Origin of the sequence: Candidatus Pelagibacter sp. Uisw_092, from assembly GCF_047729545.1 — a bacterium.
Taxonomy (GTDB): Bacteria; Pseudomonadota; Alphaproteobacteria; order Pelagibacterales; family Pelagibacteraceae; genus Pelagibacter.
Genome location: NZ_CP159824.1, coordinates 835,383 through 855,131, shown reverse-complemented (window position 1 = coordinate 855,131; position 19,749 = coordinate 835,383). Strand labels below are relative to the sequence as shown.

The following is a 19,749-nucleotide window of genomic DNA, read 5'->3' as shown; positions in this document are numbered from 1 at the left end:
TTATGCCAAAAATATTTTCAATTTATGTAAATATAATAGACAACATTTGTACCAAAGTTGGCAGATTTGTAATGTACGGTGTTTTTTTTATGATGTTTCTTTTAATATTATCTTTCGTTACGAGAAACATAATTAATTACCCTTTAATGTGGATTATAGAAATGGCTCAATTCACTCTTACTGCATATTATTTGCTTGGTGGTGGTTACTCTATGATTACAGACGATCATGTTAGAATGGATTTATTCTATGGAAAATTATCAACAAAGGGAAAAGCTAAAATGGATATTTTTACTAGTATTTTTTTGATTTTTTTTTTAGCAATTCTCCTTTATGGCTCCATTTCAAGTTTACAATATACATTAGAGTATAAACAAAAACTTTTTACTGCATGGGCACCTTATCTTTGGCCAATAAAATCTTTGATGTTATTAGGTATACTTTTGATGTTATTACAAGCTTTCTCAATGCTTATTAAAGACATCGCAAAAATTAAAAATATTAAAATATAATGTTAGCTCAATATCTAAGTTATGAATTTATAGCATTGTTCATGTTTATAACGATGTTGGCAATGATGTTCACTGGTCAAAGAGTATTTGGTGCAATTGGTTTTGTAGCTGTTATTTCAGCATTATTGGTTTGGGGAAATGGAGCTATCGAAATGCCATATACAGCTACATGGAAACTTTTTAAATGGTATCCGATGCTTACACTTCCACTTTTTATTTACATGGGTTTTATGATTTCGGAGTCAGGTATTGCTAGTGATTTATATAAAATGTTTCATGTATTTTTTGGTGGAATAAAAGGGGGTTTAGCAATTGGCACAATGTTTATGATGGTTGGAATTTCAGCTATGAATGGATTGAGTGTTGCAGGTATGGCTATTGGAGCAACAATTGCCCTACCCGAAATGTTAAAACGAAATTATGATAAACGAATGATTACTGGTGTCGTTCAAGCGGGAAGTTCGCTAGGAATTTTAATACCTCCAAGCGTTGTAATGGTTCTTTATGGCATGATCGCACGTCAACCAGTAAGTAAACTTTGGCTTGCAGGACTTTTACCAGGTCTTTTAATGGCTACCTTATTTATAATTTATATTTATGTAAGATGTCGTCTTCAACCTGAATTAGGTCCAGTATTAAGTAAAAAAGAAAGAGATATTCCACTTAAAGAAAAAATAAAACTTTTAACAGCTGGAATAATTCCATTTGTAATATTTATGTCCATGACTGGATTATTCTTAATGGGTATAGCAAGTTTAGTTGAGTGTTCTGCTGTAGGTGCTTTACTTGCAACTTTAGCATCTATCTACAAAAAAAGATTTACTCGAAAAGTTCTTGATACAACACTTAGAAAAACTCTTGGTGTTTCTTGCATGTTTATGTGGATAATATTAGCTGCACTATGTTTTGGAGCAGTATTTGATGGCCTAGGGGCTGCGCGTGCAATTGAAACTTTATTTATAGAAAGATGGCATTTAACTCCTTGGGGAGTTTTAATTATGATGCAACTTTCGTACATATTTATGGGAATGTTTTTAGATGATACGGCGATGTTAGTTATAGTGGCACCACTTTATGTACCTCTAATTATCTCATTAGGATTTGATCCAATCTGGTATGGTGTTCTTTATACAATTACATGTCAGATTGCATATATGACCCCTCCATTTGGCTATAATTTATTTCTTATGAGGGCTATGGCACCAAAAGAAATAACCTTATCTGATATTTACAGATCTATTACACCGTTTCTCCTGGTAATGCTCTTAGCATTAATTTTGGTTATGGTTTTTCCTCAAATTGCAACTTATCTTCCAAATAAGTATCTATAAAAATAATAATACAACTTTAAGTTTTAAAGTTAAAAAAATTACTGTTTAATAGAAAAAAATAATTCATTTTTTAGTTTAATCATAATTTTTTTTATAATAGGCTTTACAAATACTTTTTAACTAACAGGGAGAGTTAATGAAAAAAGAAAAAAAACTAATAACAAGTAAAAGGCGATCGTTTATTAAGAAAGCTGGCTTGTTAACTTTTGGTGTAGCAGGAGCAAGTGTTGTTAAAGCACCTTATGCTTATTCTGCATCAAACCCAATCAAATGGAGGCTACAAACGTATTCTGGAGCCCCACTTGGTGCGCATGTTATAAAGCCACAAATAGAAGCATTTAACAAAGCTGCTTATGGTGAAATGGAAATTGAACTGTATTATGCCGATCAATTAGTTCCTACTGATGAACTATTTAGAGCCATGCAAGCAGGTACTTTAGATGCAGTGCAAAGTGATGATGCTACAATGGGGTCACCTGTTGATATATCAGTGTTTGGTGGATACTTTCCATTTGCAACTAGATACAGCTTAGACGTTCCAGCCTTATTTAAATACTATGGTTTAAATGAAATTTGGGATGAAGCTTACAGTGAGGTTAAAGGTGTTAAATGGCTGAGCACAAGTGCTTGGGACCCATGCCATCTTTTCACTGTGAAGAAAAAAGTTACTTCTTTAGCAGACATGAAGGGCCTAAGAGTCTTTGGTGTACCTACTGCTGGAAAATTCTTAGCTCAATATGGCCTAATACCAGTTACGGTTCCTTGGGATGATGTTGAGGTTGCTATGCAAACCGGAGAACTAGATGGTGTTGCTTGGTGCGGATTTACTGAGGCATATGAAGTGGGTTGGGCTGATATCTGTAAGTATGCGCTAACTAACTCTGTTACAGGAGCGTGGTTTGGATCGTACTTTGCTAATCAAAAAGCTTGGGACAAATTAAGTCCAAAACTTCAAGCACTTTACAGAATGTCTATTAATGACTCTCATTATTATAGACAAGTTTGGTATTGGGGTGGAGAAGCTGACCTTCGTGTTAATGGGAAAAAAATGGAACTAACAAGTCTTCCTGATAATGAATGGGCTAAAGTTGTAAACAACTCTAAAGCATTCTGGGATGAGACTTCAAGTATTAGTCCAAGAGCTAAAAAAGTTGTGGATGCATTTAAGTTGTATGCAAGTACAATGGAAAAAGCTGGATACCCTTATAGATAATAAATATTTTTTAGGCGCCTCAAGAAAGAGGCGCCTAAAGTTAATAACTACGGCTTAGCCGTAAGACCCCCATCAACAATCAATTCAGTTCCAGTAATATAACCTGCTTGATCACTCAATAGGAATAAAGAAGCATTTGAAATATCCTCAGGTTTACCCACTTTATTTAATGGAATAAATTTTTCTAAATTTTTCTTTGTATTAGGATTTTTTTTCCATCTAATCTGCATTCCAGTATCTATTGGACCTGGTAAAATAATATTTGATCTAATTTTATTTGATGCAAATTGAATGGCAAAAGACTTTGAAAGTCTAATCATTGCTGCTTTTGAAGCTCCATAGGCATCTTGAGGTTTGTCATCACCAGATAACGCATCAATGGAAGATATATGCACCATTGAACCAAATTTGTTTTTAATCATTTTAGGCACAATAATTTTTGAAAGATACATCATAGATTTTAGATTTATTTCAAAAACTTTATCCCATACATTAGAGTTTATATTGACCGCTGAGACATCTTTATCAAACCAAAGAACACCAGTTGTATTAACTAAGTAGTCTATTCTTTGGTGTTTTTTGTAAAAATTATCGATATATGATTTCAATTTTTTAAAATTAGTTACATCAACTTTTTCAAATTCACATTTTCTATTATTTTCTAAAAACTCTTTACTAGGACTTTTTAAATCTAACATTAAAACTGAAATATTGTTTTGGGATAGTTTTTTTGAAATCTCTAAGCCCATGCCACCACTTGCGCCAGTGATTACAGCAGCTTTACCTTTAAAATCTAATTTCATTTTATTGTTCTTTTCTTAAGTGAAAGCTTTTGGGTGAAGTTAATTTTTCATAAGCAACTTCCGATAATGAGCAGCCTTTTCCAGTTTCTTTAACACCGGTCCAAGATAATGCTGGATCAAGGTAATCACATCGGTTCATATAGAAAGTGCCTGTTTCAACCTGATTACCAATTTTTTCTGCAATCTCAATATCTTTTGTCCAAATAGAAGCTGTCAAACCATATGGACTATCATTCATTAATTTAATAGCTTCACTTTCATCTTTAACTTTCATTATTCCAACACAAGGTCCAAAAGTTTCTTCAGTCATAAAACTCATATCATGAGTGACATTTGTTAAAACTTGAGGAATTAAATAATTTTTATGTTCTTTTAAAAATGTAAATTTATTTTCATCAATCATTTTTTTAGCACCTTTATTAATTGCAGAGTTCATTTGTTGTAAAATAAAATCAGCAGCAGATAGTTTAACCACAGGACCTAAGTTGGTTTCTTTTTCTAAAGGGCTTCCAAGCTTGTAATTATAAGTTTTTGAAACAAACAATTCTAAAAAATTATTATAAATTTTTTCATCAACATAAATTCTTTCTATTCCACAACATGATTGACCTGAATTAAAAAAAGATCCATCAACCAAGTTTTCAACTGTTTTTTCTAAGTCACAATCATACCTAGCATAAGCAGGGTCTTTACCACCTAGCTCTAAAGTCATATCAATAAATTTATTCTGGGTTGCTTTTTGAACATCATAACCAGCTTTTACTGAACCAGTGAAAGAGACAAAATTAATTCGCTTATCAGAAACAATTTTTAAACTATCTTCATGGTTTAAATGTAAATAATTAAAAACATCCTTAGGAAGAATTTTTTTAGCTGATTGGTAAAGTTGTTCAGCACATAAAGGAGTTTGAGCAGAATGTTTTAAAATAACAGAATTACCTGCTGCCATTGCTGGTATTATAGAGTTTACTGCAACAAGATATGGATAGTTCCACGGCGCTATTACAAATACCACTCCAAGAGCTTTTCTTTTTATATAACTTTTAAAATTATCATCTTTTGCTACATCAATATTTGCTAATTTCTTTTCTGCAATAGATAGCATGTAATCAGCTCTTTCTTTAAAGCCCTTTAATTCACCAGCCGCTTGAGAAATAGGTCTCCCAATTTGTCTGCTTAGTTCTTCACAAATCAGATCGCTTCTTGATAAAAAATCTTCAACAAAACTTGTTAACAGCTTTACTCTTTCTTTAATATCTAGATCGGCCCACACTTTTTGAGCTTTCATTGAGCCATTAATAGTTTTTTCTATTTTATCTCCATCATAATTTCTTTCGATATAAAGAGTATTATCAATAGGTGTAATTGTTTTTTGCATAAATATTTCAGTTAAAATTATTTTAGAAGGTGATATACAATATTTAATTTTAAAAACATTAAACAATAATATGCATAAATACAACTGGAATTACCCCACAACAATGTGGGTAGGTGAAAATAGAATAAATGACATTGCTCTAGCATGTAAAAATCTAGATATTAAAAAACCATTACTTGTTACTGACAATGGATTGGCCCAATCAGATATTGTTAAAAACACCATATCAATTTTAAAAGAGGGTGGAATTTTTGCTGCATTATATTCAAATGTGGTTGGTAATCCAACAGGCACAAATGTTAGTGAAGGTGTTGATAGTTATAAAAAAAACAATTGTGATGGTGTTATTGCATTTGGAGGTGGTAGTGGTTTAGATGTTGGTAAAGCTGTTGCTTTTATGTCAGGTCAAACCTTACCTATTTGGGATTTTGAAGATGTTGGTGATAATTGGTCTAAAGCAAACTCTGACAAAATTGCTCCCATTATTGCAGTACCTACTACTGCAGGCACTGGTTCTGAAACTGGCAGAGCGTCAGTAATATTAAATCAAGAAACAGGCGTAAAAAATATTATTTTTCATCCAAAATTTTTACCATCAATAGTTATTTTAGATCCAGTTTTAACAGTTGGGTTACCATCAAAAATGACTGCAGCAACTGGAATGGATGCACTAGCACACAATTTAGAAGCTTATTGCGCCCCAGGATATCACCCAATGGCTGAGGGAATTGCTTTAGAAGGAATGAGATTGATTAATAAGTGGCTATTAGAAGCTGTTAACAATGGATCTAATATTGAAGCAAGAATGAATATGTTAACTGCAGCCAGTATGGGCTCAACTGCATTTCAAAAAGGCTTAGGTGCAATTCATTCATTAAGCCATCCAGTAAATGCTTTAAATAATATTCATCACGGCTTATCTAATGCAATATTCATGCCTTACGTATTAACTTTTAATAAAGATGCAATTGAAAAGAAAATAATAAAGATTTGTGATTATTTAGAACTTAAAGATAGATCTTTCGATGGTTTTGTTAACTGGGTTTTAGATTTAAGAAACAAACTTGATATGCCTCACAAATTATCAGAAGTGATTGATGAAAAGGATTTTGATATTGAAAGATTGTCAAAAATGGCCTTAGCAGATCCATCTACTGGAGGAAATCCAAAAAAATTAACTGAAAATGATATGAAGATTATGTACCAGCATAGTATGACGGGTGAATTGTTTAAATGAGTGATTTAAATATTTTAATTGTTGAAGGAAATATTAGAGAAGATAGTGAGTTTTTTATTAAAGCAGCGGGAGCTTCTGCAGCAGATAACTTAAAAAATTTAATTTTAAAGATAGAACCATCTACAATTACAGAAATTATAAATCCAGGTCATGATGATGAGACAACTAATGCTCTAAAAGATATGAGCAAATATAATGGTATTGTCTTTACTGGTGGTGCAATGAGAATAAATGATATGACAGATGTAATTAAGAAACATATTAATTTTGCATCTAATTGTTTTGCTCAAAAAAAGAAGATTTTAGCTATTTGTTGGGGTTTACAAGTTTGCTCAACAGCAGCGGGAGGTAAGGTAAACCCTGGAAAAAAAGGTGCCCATATTGGAATTGCATCAGATGTAGTTATTAACAATGAAGGTGAGAAGCATTTTATATATAAAGATAAAAAACAAATTTTTACATCACCAGCATTTAATTTTGATGAAGTAAGTGAACTACCAAAAAATGCTATTCTTTTATCAAGTGACATAGTTAACAATGTAATGGGTGTTAGCTTTAATGCAGGAAACTCTGAAATTATTGGCTTACAGTATCACCCTGATTATGAGTACTCTCAAATGCTTAAACTTATTGATGGTCGTAAAGAGCGATTGTTTAAAAGTAAAAATTTTTTAAATGAAGAAGAGTATGAAAACCATATTTCATATATAAAATCTCAAAACGAACTATTAGATTTTAATAATAGAACATGTGAAGTTAGAAACTGGGTTAATTATATACGTAACTAATTTTAAAACAGACCTTCAATTTCACCATCTTTATTTAGTTTGATCGAGTCTGCAGCTGGAACCCTTGGTAGTCCAGGCATAGTCATAACAGCACCACATATAACAACAATAAACTCTGCTCCTGATGAGAGTTTAATTTCTCTGATTGGCAAAGAATGTCCTGTTGGTGCACCTTTTAAGCTTGGGTCTGTTGAAAAACTGTATTGAGTTTTTGCAATACAAATTGGGAAATCTCCGTAACCAGCATCTTCAAAGCTTTTTAATTGATCTCTAATTTTAGTATCAGCAATTACCTCATCTGCTCTATAAATTTCTTTTGCAATTGTTTCTATTTTTTTAAATAGAGGAGTTTTGCTTTCATATAAGAATTTAAATTTATCTTCATTTTTTTCACATAATTCAGCAACATGGCTTGCAAGTTCTTTTGTACCTTCGCCACCATTTGCCCAATGAGTACAGAGACTTGCTTTAACACCAATAGTGTCACAAAATTCTATCAAAGCTTTTACTTCATTATCTGTATCTTTAATAAAATGATTAACAGCTACTGCAACTGGTAAACCAAATTTTTTAACATTTTCCACGTGTCTTTGAAGATTAACTAAACCTTTTTTTAAGGCTTCCACATTCTCTGTTTTAAGGCCATCTTTTGCTACACCACCATGCATTTTTAAAGCTCTAATAGTTGCAACAATTACAACGCAGCTAGGTTTTAAATCTGACTTTCTACATTTAATATCAAGAAATTTTTCCGCACCAAGGTCTGCACCAAATCCTGCTTCTGTAACAACATAGTCAGCAAGTTTTAGCCCAGTCTTTGTTGCAATTACAGAATTACAACCATGTGCAATATTAGCAAAAGGACCACCATGAATAATTGCAGGATTATTTTCTAAAGTTTGAGTAACATTAGGTCTAATTGCATCTTTTAATAATACAGTCATTGGGCCTTGTGCTTTTAAATCTTTAGCGTAAACAGGTTTTTTTTCTCTAGTATAGGCAATTGTAATATTTCCTATCCTTTTTTCTAAATCTTCTAAATCATTTGATAAGCAAAAGATTGCCATGATTTCAGATGCAACAGTTATATCGAAACCATCTTCTCTTGGAAAACCATTTGCAACTCCACCTAAATTTATATTTATAGATCTTAATGAACGGTCATTCATGTCCATTACTCTTTTCCAAACAATTCTTCGAGCATCGATATCTAATTTATTTCCCCAATAGATATGATTATCAATTAATGCTGATAATAAATTATGAGCTGATGTTATTGCGTGAAAATCTCCAGTAAAATGTAAATTAATTTGTTCCATTGGAACTACTTGAGCATAACCACCACCAGCTGCTCCACCTTTCATACCAAAAGAAGGACCAAGGCTCGGTTCTCTTAAACAAACAATAGATTTTTTTCCAATTTTGTTTAATCCATCATTTAAACCAACTGAAGTTGTGGTTTTACCTTCACCAGCTGGAGTAGGAGTGATCGCTGTCACTAGTACAAGTTTTCCATTTGGTTTATCTTTTAAAGTATCTAAATATTCTAAATTAATCTTTGCAATGTGCCTTCCCATTGGACTAAAAGCTGAGCTTTCATCTGGTACATTTATTTTGGCCAAGATGTCATTTATAGGTTGCATTTTAGCTTCTCTAGCTATCTGAATGTCTGATTTAACTTCGCTCATATAAAACTCCTATAAATTTAAATTTATTTGGAGAATTAGTATCTTCTTTTATGAATTTTTGAAACTTATAAAAATTATATATAAAAATAATAATAACTATTTATATTCTTTTAGATAAAATTAATTAATGCAAAAATATTCAATATTTAACTTAATAAAAAATGCCTTTTCTGGTCATCAAAAATGGGACCTAGCCTGGAAAGATGCTACTCCAAAAAAAGAATATGACGTTGTTATTATTGGTGGTGGTGGTCATGGCCTAGCTACCGCATATTATCTAGCAAAAGAACATAATATTACGAATGTAGCTATCATTGAAAAAGGATGGCTTGGTGGTGGAAATATGGGAAGAAATACTACGATCATAAGATCAAATTATATGCACGATGACAATGCATTATTCAGTGAATTTGGAATGGATCTGTGGAGAAAGATGAGCCAGGATTTAAATTACAACGTGATGTTTTCTCCAAGAGGAATTATTAACCTTGCTCATTCTGATGCTCAAATGAATGTTTTTGCAAGAAGAGGAAATTCAATGCGTTTAAATGGTATTGATGCAGTTTTGTTAAATAGAGAAGAAGTAAAAGAAATTATTCCAATGGCAGACTTTTCAGACAATGTAAGATTTCCTATATTTGGTGGATTAATGCAACCAAGTGCTGGAACAGCAAGGCATGATGCTGTTGCATGGGGTTATGCTCGTCAAGCAGATTCAATGGGTGTAGATATAATTCAAAATTGTGAGGTAACAGGTTTTGATGTTGTAGGTGGAAAAATTCAAGGAGTGAGAACTTCACGAGGAGATATAAAAGTTAAAAAAATTGGTTTGTGTGTTGCAGGTAGTACAAATATTTTAGCCGAAAAATTAAATATGACAATACCAGTAGAAACTCATCTTCTTCAAGCGTGTGTTACAGAACCTGTGAAACCTGTGTTAGATAGTGTGGTTACTTTTGGAGCAGGACATTTTTATATTAGCCAATCTGATAAAGGTGAAATGGTAATGGGTGGAGATTTAGATGGATATAATAGTTATGCCCAAAGAGGAAACCTACCAACACTCCAACATGTATTAACAGAAGGAATTGCAATGATGCCATTTCTAAGTAAATTAAAAATGCTTAGAACTTGGGGTGGGATTATGGATATGTCTATGGATGGCTCACCTATTATTGATAAGACTCATATTGAAGGATTATATTTAAATTGTGGTTGGTGTTATGGTGGATTTAAAGCCACACCAGCTTCAGGATGGACATTCGCACATACAATTGCACAAGATAGAGTTCACAAATTAAATGAAGGTTATAGCTTAAGTAGGTTTAACACAGGTCACTTACTTGATGAAAAAGGACTTGGAACAAAGACTTGGATTTCATAAATGCTGCATATTAAATGCCCTCACTGTGGGATGAGATCTCAAAATGAATTTTCATATGGTGGTGATGCAACTGTTAAAAGACCAGAGCTTAATAAGGAAGTTTCAGATCAAGATTGGGACAACTTTGTCTATTATAGAAAAAGCTTAAGAGGAAAACATAAAGAATTATGGCAACATATATCAGGATGCAGACAGTGGATTAAAGTAGAGAGAGACACAGCAACTCACGAAATATTTAAAACAGCTAAAGCTAACGAAGACATTTAATATGACTCAAAATTATAGAGTAGATAATATTGGATTAATAAATAGAGATAAAAAAATCTCATTTAAATTTAATGGAGTAACTTATTTTGGTTATGAGGGTGATACTTTAGCATCAGCATTACTTGCTAATGGAGTTCATTTAATAGGAAGAAGCTTTAAATATCATAGACCTAGAGGCTTTTTTGGTGCAGGGGTAGATGAACCATACGCAATTGTACAATTATATAGAAATAATGAAACTGAGCCGAATGTAAAAACTACAGAACAAGAACTCTTTGAAGGTTTGGAAGCAACAAGTGTTAATTGTTGGCCAAGTGTAAATTTTGATATTGGAGCAATTAACAATTTTTTAAAGATATTTCTTCCAGCAGGATTTTATTACAAGACTTTTATGTGGCCAAAAAGTTTTTGGTACAAAGTTTATGAGCCATTTATAAGAAAAGCTGCAGGACTTGGAGTTGCATCAATTGAACATGATAAAGAGAGATACGAACACAAATATGAGTATTGTGATTTACTAATTGCAGGTTCAGGGCCTTCTGGTTTAGCAAGTGCATATGCAGCAGCTAAAAATGGAGCAAGAGTAATTTTAGCAGAAGACAAACCTAGATTTGGTGGAACTTTATTAACGAGTGAAGTTAATATTGGAAATCAAACAGGAAAAGAATGGGCAGAAAATATTATTTCTGAACTTAAAGAAATGCCTAATGTTATTGTTAAAAATAGATCTCAAGTATTCGGTTACTACGATCACAATATGTTAGTGATGTCAGAAAAATTAAGTGATCATTTACCTAAAACTAAAAAATATAATCCAAAACAAAGACTTTGGTATATTAGAGCTAAAGAAGTTTTAATCTCATCAGGATCAATTGAGAGACCTTTAGTATTTGGGAATAATGATACACCAGGTGTGATGTTGTCCTCTGCAGCAAAAGAATATTTAAAAGTCTATGGAGTTTTAGTTGGTAAAAAACCTTTAATATTTACAAATAATGACAGTGGATATGAAACAGCTATAGAATTTAAAAAAAATGGTGTTGATCCTATTATTTTAGATACAAGAAAAGAACCTAAGTCAGAAATTATTGATGAAGCAAAAAAACTAGATATTCAAATTAAATTTTCCTACGTAGTTGTTGCAGCTAAAGGTTATAAAAAAGTTAAATCTGCAGAAGTTGCAAAAATTTCAGACGATAAAAATGAATTAGGAACTTTAGAAACTATTAATTGTGATTGTATTTGTGTTTCAGGTTTTTGGACTCCAACAATACACTTAGCCTCTCAATCAGGAAATAAAACTACCTTTAATAAAGATATAGATGCATTTGTGCCTGGAATATCAAAACAAAATGAAACAACTTTAGGTGCTGCAAATGGAACTTTTACATTAGAAGAAACTTTAAAAAAATCATTTGAAAGTGGATATGAACTTTCAAAAAAAATAACTAATAATGATAATAAAACAACATCTCCAATAGTTATGGAAAAAAAATCAACTACACACGATAAATTTTGGTGTGTACCTTTGCCTAAAGGAAAAACATATAAAAGATTTTTAGATTTTCAAAATGATGTAGCAGTTTCTGATATAGAAATTGCATTAAAAGAGGGTTATCGATCTATTGAACATGTAAAAAGATACACAACACTTGGAATGGCCACTGATCAAGGAAAAACAAGTAATCTCAATGGTTTGCAACTAGTATCCAATATAGAAAATAAAATAGTACCAGAAGTGGGTCATACAACTTTTAGACCTCCATATACACCAGTTACTATTGGTGCAATTGTTGGAAGAGAAATTGGCAAACATTCTAAACCAACAAGAAAATCACCGATGCATACTTGGCATGAAAAAAATAATGCAGTGTTTGTAGATGCAGGTGTTTGGTTGAGACCAAGATATTACAAAATTGGAGAAGAAACTTTATTTGAAGGTTCAAAAAGAGAAGCTAAAAATGTTAGAACAAATGTAGGAGTTTGTGACGTAACTACTTTGGGTAAAATTGATATTAAAGGACCAGATGCTGCAGAACTATTAAATCGTGTTTACACTAATGCTTGGTTAAAGTTGCCAATTGGTAAAGCAAGATACGGTGTAATGTTAAGAGAAGATGGAATTGTTATGGATGACGGAACAACAACGAGAATTTCTGAAAACCATTACCATATGACAACAACAACTGCTCAAGCAGCAAATGTTTTGTCTCATCTTGAATATTATTTACAACTTGTATGGCCAGAACTAAATGTAAATGTAGTATCAACTACAGAGCAATGGGCTGGTGCTGCAATCGCAGGACCAAAATCTAGAGATCTATTACAAAAACTATTTCCAAATATAGATGCTTCAAATGAAGGTTTACCTTTTATGGGATATCTAGAAGCTGATTTATTTGGAGTACATGCACGAATTTTTAGAATTTCATTTTCAGGAGAACTTGCTTATGAGGTTAATGTCGAATCTGACAATGGAAACTTTATGTGGGAGAAAATAATGGAAGTAGGACAAGAATTAAAAATTCAACCTTATGGAACTGAGGCATTATCAACTCTAAGAATTGAAATGGGACACATTGCAGGATCAGAACTTGATGGCAGAACTATTCCTTATGATAATTCTTTAGAAGGACTGGTTAGTAAAAAGAAGGACTTTATAGGAAAACGCTCTTTAGATAGAGAGGCATTTATAGCTGAAGATAGGCAAAAAGTAGTAGGTGTTGTTCCAATTGATAAAAAGACAAGCATTCCTGAAGGGTCTCATTTGGTGAAAGATGCAATGGCTCCGATACCAAATCCTAAATTAGGATATATTTCTGCATCTTGCTGGAGTGTTGAATACGATAATCCGTTTTCATTAGCAATTCTTAAGGATGGAAAAAATATGATAGGGCAAAAACTATTTGCAATGTCACCTCTAAAAAAAAAAACAATACCTGTTGAGATAGTTTCATCACACTATGTAGACCCAAAAGGTGAAAGAGTAAGATCATGAGTTCAATTTCTGCATTAAAGAACACTCATATCAAAGGACTATTTGGTGACCATGAAGGAAAAGATGACAGCCAACTGTTAAAAGTAAGGGAATTAAAAGACTTTTTGATCATTCAAATAGTTAAATACAAGAACTCTTTAAAAGCTGTTGAAGATATTAAAATAGATAATCTTAACTTAAATAATAGGACCTTAAATGTAAGCTGCAACATCAATACAAGAATTTTATGGAATGGTCCAAATAACTGGCTTTTAGTTTCTTCAAAAAAAGAAATTTTAAAAGAAATTAATGAAAGATTAATAGAAAAAGATTTTGCTATAACTAATGTGTCTCACAGTAGAGCAATAATTCAAATTGAAGGAAAAAATACAAAAGAGATACTTAAAAAAGGATGCCCCTTTAATTTTAATGACTTAAAAAAAGATACCTGTCTAAATTCAACTTATAACGGAATGTCTGTAACAATAGATATGCTTGATGAGAACCCAGATAAAGTTAGAATATTTACACTTCGAAGTTTCGGAGAGTCTTTTTATCATTCTATTACTGATGCTTCCCTTGAGTTTGGATATAAGAGTATATAAAATTTATTTCTTTCTAGTTGCAATATAAACACCAATAGTGGCCACAGCAAAACCAATCAAATCTATATTATTTAGTTTTTCATTTAAAAATAACCAAGCCATTATAGCTGTAGTTGGTGGTATTAAAAAAAATATAGAAACAGTTTTACTTGCTGAGTTATTTTTAATTAAAAACATTAAGATTGTAAATGCTCCAAAAGATACAAGGAATATTTGATGACTCATAGCCACCAAGAAAGTTGTTGTAAAATTAATATATGGATCAACAAAAGTAATAATAATTATCAAATGTAAAAAACAACCACCAATAGCTTGATACATATTACTCACAGACAAAGATAAATTATTACTTATTTTTTTTTGCCATAAAGTAGAAGTTGTAATAGCTAAAAGAGCAATAAAAGAAGCTATAACACCAACGACAGGAAGACTTGACCCAATATCAAAACCTAAAACTAATGCAGCGCCTATAAAGCCAAGAATCACACCAACCCACTGTTTTAAAGTAACCTCTTCACCTAGAACTTTTCCTGCTAAAGCATTAGTTAAAATTGGCTGCAAGGTAACAATTAATGCAGCAATACCTGTGGGTACTCCAATAGAAACTGAATAAAAAACACCTCCTAAATAAATGCCGTGAAAAAGAACTCCACTAAAAATAGATTGGATCAAATTTTTATTATTAGTTAAAATTTTTTGCTTTGCATATATTGAAAAAATTAAGAAACCTAAAGCTACAAAAAAAAATCTAAAGGCTAATGCTGCAAAAGGATCACTATTATCTATTATTGGTTTTGTGGTAACAAAAGCTGAGGACCATAATATAATAAAAATTAATGGATAAATTTTGATCATTTTTTGAGTTATAAGGTAAATTTTACTACAATTTTACTTATTAATACTCATAATGGATATATTCGACCTTGAGTTGTGACCATAAATACGTAGGATTATCCTAGGGACTAATGTTTTTTAAAAAAATAATTACTGGACTATTTTTTATATTCTTTTTGAGTAGTTGCGCCCAAAATGCAGCTTTATTGGGACCAGCCTACACTTTAGCTACTAATGGTAGTATTTACCAAGCAGGATTAACATATGGAAGTAACGAGATAATTACTCAAACCACTGGAAAATCAACGACACAAAATTTAAAAGAAATATTAACACCAAAAAAAGAAGATTCAGAATTTGAAAAATTAATTAAAAAAAATGTTGAAAAAACTAGAAAAAAGTTAAAGCTTTCTAGTCAATAATATTTAATAATAGTTGCTCTGATTGATTTGTTTCCTTGCACCAAAGTTCGTAACTTTCACACATTCTCCATAGAAAATCAAAAGCACGCTGAGAAATTTCAAGTGGAAAGGAGCTTTTAGCATAATATAGCTCAGGATACTTTATTAGCTGTTTTACTGTAGCATCTTTTTGTACATTCAAGAGTTTAATAGTTTCATCTGGTATTTTCTCTCCACTATCTTTATCAATAAATTTATTATCTTTTAAATACTGAAACCAATCATCATGAAACTTACCGCTACTTATTTCCTCATAAACCTTTGTACCTATAAAGCCTTCAATAGCATCTATATTAGAAATATCTAAATTATTTTTTTTAATTTCAGCTATATTTTTATAAATAACTTCAGCTAAATAAATAACATAAGGTTTTTTTATTTTAGAAAGCATTACTTATTTTCTATATTTTGCCATAGATGAATTAGCTAATATTAAATTAGGGTCTAAATATAGTTTTGACATTTTTACATTTTTCAATGATTTAAATGCAAAAATTGCTATAGGTAATTCTGTACAACCTAATATAATTTTTTTACAATTATTTTTAATTAAATAATTTATTGCTGGTTTAATAGATTTTTCTGCTAATTTTATATTTCCCATTTTAACATGTTTAATAGTTTTATTAACAGATTTAATTTGTAAATTTTGTAGTGGTTTGATTAAAATATATTCATTCTTAAAAAGTTTTTCATAAATCTTTGTTTGTAAAGTCCCTTCTGTAGCAAGAAGCCCAATTTTTGAATTTTTTTTACAAATTTTCTTAGTATGTAAAAAAACTTCTTTGGGCATATTTATAATTGGAATTTTTATTTTTTTTTTTAAATCTTCATACCAATAATGAGCTGTATTACAGGGTACAACAATAAACTTACAACCACTTCTTTCTAGCGATCTACATCCATTCAGCAAACTTTTTAGAACTTTATTATACTTAGTAATATTTTGCGCATTTCTTGGAAGGTCTGAAAATTTTCTAGTTTGAACACCAATTGACTCTGGCCTTCCTGGTATATTGGACTTATTGTAGAGAATGAAAAGAGGATATTCTTGATCAATCTTTCCTCTATTAAGCATCGCTAGTTTGTTGCAAAAATCAAGCCCAGCTTGCGTCCCCATACCACCTAAAATTCCAATCATAGTTATTAATACCTTTAAATATTGTTAAAAATTTGTTTTTGTATTTTTACTATAGAGGTTGATTAATACCCCTCATAAAGACTAAAACCAAGCAACCTTTTATTGTGTGTGATGAATGTTTTGACCCAGGCTCAAAAGATACAAAGTCATCTTTTTTAAAAATCTTCCCATCTGGATCAATTAATTCCCCATCTAAAATTAAAAACTCTTCAAAACCTGTGTGTTCATGAGGTAAACTTTTTGCACCTGGTTCCATTTTTAAAACATATGTTCCTTGTCCACCATTCTCTTTACTATAACTAATTTTATGCCAGCTCATACCAGGTACAACCACTCCATAATTATCAAATGGAACAAACTCAACATTGTATGGATTAGTTATTTTTCTTTTAATCATAATTATTATACTTAATGATTATTAATAAATAATAAATATGCAAGATATATTTGCTGAAGAAGTAAGCAGTGGAACTCCTTTAGTTTTAGTTCATGGGTTTTTTAAGCTCATTAAACATGTGAGGCCCACAAGTAGATTTCTTTAAGAATGATTTTAGAGTTATTTCTCTAGCACTTCCTGGATTTGGAAAAAGAAATAAAATAAAATCATGTGATTTAATTAAATGTATGGTTAAAGTAATAATAGACTTTTTAGAAAAAAAAGATCAAGAATTTCAATTTATCAGATCATTCTATGAGTAGGATAATAGTTCAAGAAATAGCAAAATTAGTGGGAGATAAAATTATAAAACTCGTTTGTTATGGCACTAGACCAAGAGGAAATATACCAGGTAGATTTGAAACAATAGATCAATCTAGAGAAAAATTAAAAATAAATAGATTAAAAACTACTGCACACAGAATAGTTAGAACTTGGTTTATAGAAGAAGAGAAAAGCCAGATTTTTTTATCTTTGTGAAGAAGCTGGAAAACAAACGCATATAGAAGCTGCTGACAGAGTATTAGTTGCTATGAAAAATTGGGATGGAGTTAAAAATTTACAAAATACTAAAAATTAAACATTAATAGTTTGAGGAGATCAAGATAAAGCCTATTATTTTAATCAAGTTGAAACTTTGAATAATAATATTTCTAATAGTGAATTAAAGATAATTAAAGGCTGCTTTCATAATGTTCATTTAGAAAGGCCATACGAGTTTAATATTATTGTGAAAGAATTTCTTAAAAATAATTAATTGGTATTGGCTGAAATATTTAGCTAATTAATTAAAAAATTAATTTAATAAAAAAATCTCAGCCAATAGAAAGTGTGAATATTATGCAGTTTTTAAATTTACTGCTGAAGGACCTTTTGGACCATCTTCAACATCAAAAGTCAAAGCTTGACCTTCATCTAAACCGTTCATACCAGCATCTCTTACAGCTGAAACGTGAACGAATACATCTTTTTCTTTATCTTCTCTTTCAATAAAACCAAAACCTTTAGTTGGATTGAACCATTTTACTTTTCCTTGTAAACTCATATTTATCTTCTTACTTTTTATTATGTTACTTTTATTACTTATAATTAAGTAATTTAGGCTTTGTTTAGATTTATTGAGGTTTTGTCAACTAAATTTAAAAGATTAGATAATTAAATGATTATTTGTTGCTAATTGGCATGCTCATATAAATAGAGTTAATATCTTTTTTGTAGTGAGAGAAGGGCTCACAGGGCTTAAAACCACATTTATTAAATAATTTTCTAGCACTTAAAAAAAAGTTACCAGCACCAGTTTCTAAACTTAATCTTTTAATATTAAGTTTTTTTGCTTCATTAATTAAATGGTTAATGACTTTTGTGCCATTTCCCTTACCTCTAAAGCTGTCACTAACCCTTATTGATTTGAATTCACCATGTTCCTCATCTAGAAATTTTAACGCGCCACTACCCATTAAGTCATTTTCTTCCCATAGGCTCCAAAATTTGATAGATGGGTCTTTTAATCCACTTATATCAAGTACGTGAGCACTACCCTCAGGTGATACAGATCTTAACTCAATGAAATGCTTAATAAGAAGCTCATGAACTTCTGGATTATCAAAGTTTCCTTCCATTGATTTTAACATTTAGGTAATATTTTACTTAAGAATGGTTGTTAGATGTCCCATTTTTCGTTTTTGTTTAATTTCTTTTTTAAGATAATCAAAAAAATATTCATTGTCATTATGTTTTTTATTTCTAAAATTAATTATTTGTTCACCAATTATATTTGTCATAGTTGCATTGAATATTTTTTTTAGTGGAATTTGTTCCAATTTACAAACAGCTCTTACATGATTTTCAAATTGACTAACATTATATGCGTTAATTGTTAAATGTCCTGAGTTATGAACTCTTGGTGCAATTTCATTAACAAAAAGATTGTCATTCCTATCAATAAAAAATTCAACACATAAAGTTCCAACATATTTTAATTCTTCTGAAATTTGAGTTGCCCATAGTTTTGATTGTTCTAATATTTTATTGCTAATTTCAGCTGGGATTTTGGAATGTTTTAAAATTTGATCTTCATGAATATTTTCAATTGGTTCATATATTTCATATTTCTGATCACTAAAGCGTGTAATAATTATTGATATTTCTTTTTTTAGTTTAACCAATTTTTCCAAGATATAACCTTTGGAATAATCAACATCAATTGAATCTAGGTTTTGTAAACTATTAATAGGGTATTGCCCTTTACCGTCATATCCTAAAGTAACAGTTTTAAGTAAACCAGGTAGTAAATCCTGTACCGAATCTATTTCAGATCTTTTTTCAATAGAGACATATCGTGTTGTTCTTATATTCAAATTGTTGATAAAATCTTTTTCTGCTATTCTATGTTGAATTATTCTATTTACAGAAGGTTTTGGTAAAACAGGTTTTACCTTATTAATTTCATGCAATGTTTCATACGGAATATTTTCAAACTCATAAGTAATAATATCAACTTTATTTAAAAACTCTTTAATTTTATTTTGATCACTATATTCACTGTGCACAAAGTCATTAGAAAAATTTTGCGCAGGAGCATCAACATCATCAGAAAAAACAACCGTTTTAATCTCTAGCTTATTTGCAGCAATAGCAAGCATACTACCTAGTTGACCCCCACCTATAATTCCAAGAATTGGTTTAGACATATTT

At 30.8% G+C, this 19,749-nt stretch carries 21 protein-coding genes; 11 read left to right on the top strand and 10 right to left on the bottom strand.

The features are described from left to right. Positions 1-2: 2 nt before the first annotated feature. The 3 genes from ABXT63_RS04800 (at position 3) to dctP (ending at position 3,056) form a co-directional block, all read left to right on the top strand. The gene (locus tag ABXT63_RS04800) at positions 3-512 is read left to right on the top strand and encodes a TRAP transporter small permease subunit (protein ID WP_415320452.1); all 510 of its coding nucleotides are present in this window, start codon (positions 3-5) and stop codon (positions 510-512) included. Then, the gene (locus ABXT63_RS04795; protein WP_415320451.1) at positions 512-1,843 is read left to right on the top strand and encodes a TRAP transporter large permease; all 1,332 of its coding nucleotides are present in this window, start codon (positions 512-514) and stop codon (positions 1,841-1,843) included. Before ABXT63_RS04800 ends, ABXT63_RS04795 begins: the two co-directional genes overlap by 1 nt. 136 nt (positions 1,844-1,979) lie before the next feature. Then, entirely contained in the window at positions 1,980-3,056 is a 1,077-nt protein-coding gene (gene dctP, locus ABXT63_RS04790) for a TRAP transporter substrate-binding protein DctP (protein WP_415320450.1), read from the top strand. A gap of 47 nt (positions 3,057-3,103) precedes the next feature. Here dctP and ABXT63_RS04785 read toward each other — a convergent pair whose 3' ends face one another. Both ABXT63_RS04785 and ABXT63_RS04780 read right to left on the bottom strand, forming a co-directional pair. Continuing rightward, a complete protein-coding gene (locus ABXT63_RS04785) occupies positions 3,104-3,859 on the bottom strand; it encodes an SDR family NAD(P)-dependent oxidoreductase (RefSeq protein WP_415320449.1) in 756 nt (251 codons plus the stop codon). A 1-nt stretch (position 3,860) separates the two neighbouring features. Further along, positions 3,861-5,237 carry an aldehyde dehydrogenase family protein gene (locus ABXT63_RS04780; RefSeq protein ID WP_415320448.1) on the bottom strand — a complete coding sequence of 459 codons (1,377 nt, stop codon included), beginning with the start codon at positions 5,235-5,237 and terminating at the stop codon, positions 3,861-3,863. 70 nt (positions 5,238-5,307) lie between these two features. Here ABXT63_RS04780 and ABXT63_RS04775 point away from each other — a divergent pair, with 70 nt between their 5' ends. After that, positions 5,308-6,474 carry an iron-containing alcohol dehydrogenase gene (locus ABXT63_RS04775; protein ID WP_415320447.1) on the top strand — a complete coding sequence of 389 codons (1,167 nt, stop codon included), beginning with the start codon at positions 5,308-5,310 and terminating at the stop codon, positions 6,472-6,474. Continuing rightward, entirely contained in the window at positions 6,471-7,262 is a 792-nt protein-coding gene (locus tag ABXT63_RS04770) for a type 1 glutamine amidotransferase (protein WP_415320446.1), read from the top strand. The genes ABXT63_RS04775 and ABXT63_RS04770 overlap by 4 nt, the downstream gene beginning before the upstream one ends. Before the next feature lie 2 nt (positions 7,263-7,264). Here the strand turns inward: ABXT63_RS04770 and ABXT63_RS04765 are convergent, their stop codons facing one another. After that, the gene (locus tag ABXT63_RS04765) at positions 7,265-8,950 is read right to left on the bottom strand and encodes a formate--tetrahydrofolate ligase (RefSeq protein ID WP_415320445.1); all 1,686 of its coding nucleotides are present in this window, start codon (positions 8,948-8,950) and stop codon (positions 7,265-7,267) included. Between the two features lie 127 nt (positions 8,951-9,077). Between ABXT63_RS04765 and ABXT63_RS04760 the strand changes: the two genes are divergently transcribed. Genes ABXT63_RS04760 through ABXT63_RS04745 form a run of 4 tightly spaced genes read left to right on the top strand, consistent with a single transcriptional unit; the run spans position 9,078 to position 14,183 of the window. Continuing rightward, complete coding sequence (locus ABXT63_RS04760) at positions 9,078-10,334, top strand: sarcosine oxidase subunit beta family protein (RefSeq protein ID WP_169036229.1); 1,257 nt, start codon at positions 9,078-9,080, stop codon at positions 10,332-10,334. Further along, complete coding sequence (locus tag ABXT63_RS04755; RefSeq protein WP_271525782.1) at positions 10,335-10,601, top strand: sarcosine oxidase subunit delta; 267 nt, start codon at positions 10,335-10,337, stop codon at positions 10,599-10,601. A gap of 1 nt (position 10,602) precedes the next feature. Further along, complete coding sequence (locus ABXT63_RS04750) at positions 10,603-13,599, top strand: sarcosine oxidase subunit alpha family protein (protein ID WP_415320444.1); 2,997 nt, start codon at positions 10,603-10,605, stop codon at positions 13,597-13,599. Continuing rightward, positions 13,596-14,183 (top strand): sarcosine oxidase subunit gamma family protein, encoded by a 588-nt coding sequence (locus tag ABXT63_RS04745; RefSeq protein WP_415320443.1) that lies wholly within the window; start codon positions 13,596-13,598, stop codon positions 14,181-14,183. Before ABXT63_RS04750 ends, ABXT63_RS04745 begins: the two co-directional genes overlap by 4 nt. Positions 14,184-14,186: 3 nt before the next feature. Here ABXT63_RS04745 and ABXT63_RS04740 read toward each other — a convergent pair whose 3' ends face one another. After that, complete coding sequence (locus ABXT63_RS04740) at positions 14,187-15,038, bottom strand: DMT family transporter (protein WP_415320442.1); 852 nt, start codon at positions 15,036-15,038, stop codon at positions 14,187-14,189. A gap of 110 nt (positions 15,039-15,148) precedes the next feature. Here ABXT63_RS04740 and ABXT63_RS04735 point away from each other — a divergent pair, with 110 nt between their 5' ends. Further along, positions 15,149-15,439 carry a hypothetical protein gene (locus ABXT63_RS04735; protein WP_415320441.1) on the top strand — a complete coding sequence of 97 codons (291 nt, stop codon included), beginning with the start codon at positions 15,149-15,151 and terminating at the stop codon, positions 15,437-15,439. On the opposite strand, the gene ABXT63_RS04730 is transcribed toward ABXT63_RS04735, so the two are convergent. The 3 genes from ABXT63_RS04730 to ABXT63_RS04720 are packed head-to-tail and all read right to left on the bottom strand — an operon-like array spanning position 15,429 to position 17,016. Next, a complete protein-coding gene (locus ABXT63_RS04730) occupies positions 15,429-15,869 on the bottom strand; it encodes a hypothetical protein (RefSeq protein WP_415320440.1) in 441 nt (146 codons plus the stop codon). The two genes, ABXT63_RS04735 and ABXT63_RS04730, sit on opposite strands and share 11 nt — an antisense overlap. 3 nt (positions 15,870-15,872) lie before the next feature. Continuing rightward, positions 15,873-16,619: an aspartate/glutamate racemase family protein gene (locus ABXT63_RS04725; protein WP_415320439.1), complete on the bottom strand. Its 747-nt coding sequence runs from the start codon at positions 16,617-16,619 to the stop codon at positions 15,873-15,875. Positions 16,620-16,668: 49 nt separating this feature from the next. Further along, positions 16,669-17,016, bottom strand: a complete 348-nt coding sequence (locus ABXT63_RS04720; protein ID WP_415320438.1) for a cupin domain-containing protein — start codon at positions 17,014-17,016, stop codon at positions 16,669-16,671. Between the two features lie 294 nt (positions 17,017-17,310). On the opposite strand from ABXT63_RS04720, the gene ABXT63_RS04715 reads away from it, so the two are divergent. After that, on the top strand, positions 17,311-17,535 hold the full coding sequence (locus ABXT63_RS04715; RefSeq protein ID WP_415320437.1) for a hypothetical protein: 225 nt from the start codon (positions 17,311-17,313) through the stop codon (positions 17,533-17,535). 358 nt (positions 17,536-17,893) lie between these two features. Here the strand turns inward: ABXT63_RS04715 and ABXT63_RS04710 are convergent, their stop codons facing one another. The 3 genes from ABXT63_RS04710 to ABXT63_RS04700 form a co-directional block, all read right to left on the bottom strand. After that, complete coding sequence (locus ABXT63_RS04710; protein ID WP_008545539.1) at positions 17,894-18,100, bottom strand: cold-shock protein; 207 nt, start codon at positions 18,098-18,100, stop codon at positions 17,894-17,896. A gap of 118 nt (positions 18,101-18,218) precedes the next feature. Then, on the bottom strand, positions 18,219-18,686 hold the full coding sequence (locus tag ABXT63_RS04705; protein WP_415320436.1) for a GNAT family N-acetyltransferase: 468 nt from the start codon (positions 18,684-18,686) through the stop codon (positions 18,219-18,221). A gap of 12 nt (positions 18,687-18,698) precedes the next feature. Beyond that, the gene (locus ABXT63_RS04700) at positions 18,699-19,745 is read right to left on the bottom strand and encodes a 5-(carboxyamino)imidazole ribonucleotide synthase (protein ID WP_415320435.1); all 1,047 of its coding nucleotides are present in this window, start codon (positions 19,743-19,745) and stop codon (positions 18,699-18,701) included. Between the last annotated feature and the right edge of the window lie 4 nt (positions 19,746-19,749).

Coding starts and splice junctions, on each gene's coding strand:
- dctP (WP_415320450.1), top strand. CDS start 1,980: ATGAAAAAAGAAAAAAAACTAATAACAAGTAAAAGGCGATCGTTTATT.
- ABXT63_RS04710 (WP_008545539.1), bottom strand. CDS start 18,100: ATGAGTTTACAAGGAAAAGTAAAATGGTTCAATCCAACTAAAGGTTTT.
- ABXT63_RS04760 (WP_169036229.1), top strand. CDS start 9,078: ATGCAAAAATATTCAATATTTAACTTAATAAAAAATGCCTTTTCTGGT.
- ABXT63_RS04780 (WP_415320448.1), bottom strand. CDS start 5,237: ATGCAAAAAACAATTACACCTATTGATAATACTCTTTATATCGAAAGA.
- ABXT63_RS04735 (WP_415320441.1), top strand. CDS start 15,149: ATGTTTTTTAAAAAAATAATTACTGGACTATTTTTTATATTCTTTTTG.
- ABXT63_RS04775 (WP_415320447.1), top strand. CDS start 5,308: ATGCATAAATACAACTGGAATTACCCCACAACAATGTGGGTAGGTGAA.
- ABXT63_RS04795 (WP_415320451.1), top strand. CDS start 512: ATGTTAGCTCAATATCTAAGTTATGAATTTATAGCATTGTTCATGTTT.
- ABXT63_RS04800 (WP_415320452.1), top strand. CDS start 3: ATGCCAAAAATATTTTCAATTTATGTAAATATAATAGACAACATTTGT.
- ABXT63_RS04730 (WP_415320440.1), bottom strand. CDS start 15,869: ATGCTTTCTAAAATAAAAAAACCTTATGTTATTTATTTAGCTGAAGTT.
- ABXT63_RS04770 (WP_415320446.1), top strand. CDS start 6,471: ATGAGTGATTTAAATATTTTAATTGTTGAAGGAAATATTAGAGAAGAT.
- ABXT63_RS04750 (WP_415320444.1), top strand. CDS start 10,603: ATGACTCAAAATTATAGAGTAGATAATATTGGATTAATAAATAGAGAT.
- ABXT63_RS04765 (WP_415320445.1), bottom strand. CDS start 8,950: ATGAGCGAAGTTAAATCAGACATTCAGATAGCTAGAGAAGCTAAAATG.
- ABXT63_RS04705 (WP_415320436.1), bottom strand. CDS start 18,686: ATGTTAAAATCAATGGAAGGAAACTTTGATAATCCAGAAGTTCATGAG.
- ABXT63_RS04745 (WP_415320443.1), top strand. CDS start 13,596: ATGAGTTCAATTTCTGCATTAAAGAACACTCATATCAAAGGACTATTT.
- ABXT63_RS04755 (WP_271525782.1), top strand. CDS start 10,335: ATGCTGCATATTAAATGCCCTCACTGTGGGATGAGATCTCAAAATGAA.
- ABXT63_RS04725 (WP_415320439.1), bottom strand. CDS start 16,619: ATGATTGGAATTTTAGGTGGTATGGGGACGCAAGCTGGGCTTGATTTT.
- ABXT63_RS04785 (WP_415320449.1), bottom strand. CDS start 3,859: ATGAAATTAGATTTTAAAGGTAAAGCTGCTGTAATCACTGGCGCAAGT.
- ABXT63_RS04740 (WP_415320442.1), bottom strand. CDS start 15,038: ATGATCAAAATTTATCCATTAATTTTTATTATATTATGGTCCTCAGCT.
- ABXT63_RS04700 (WP_415320435.1), bottom strand. CDS start 19,745: ATGTCTAAACCAATTCTTGGAATTATAGGTGGGGGTCAACTAGGTAGT.
- ABXT63_RS04720 (WP_415320438.1), bottom strand. CDS start 17,016: ATGATTAAAAGAAAAATAACTAATCCATACAATGTTGAGTTTGTTCCA.
- ABXT63_RS04715 (WP_415320437.1), top strand. CDS start 17,311: ATGAGTAGGATAATAGTTCAAGAAATAGCAAAATTAGTGGGAGATAAA.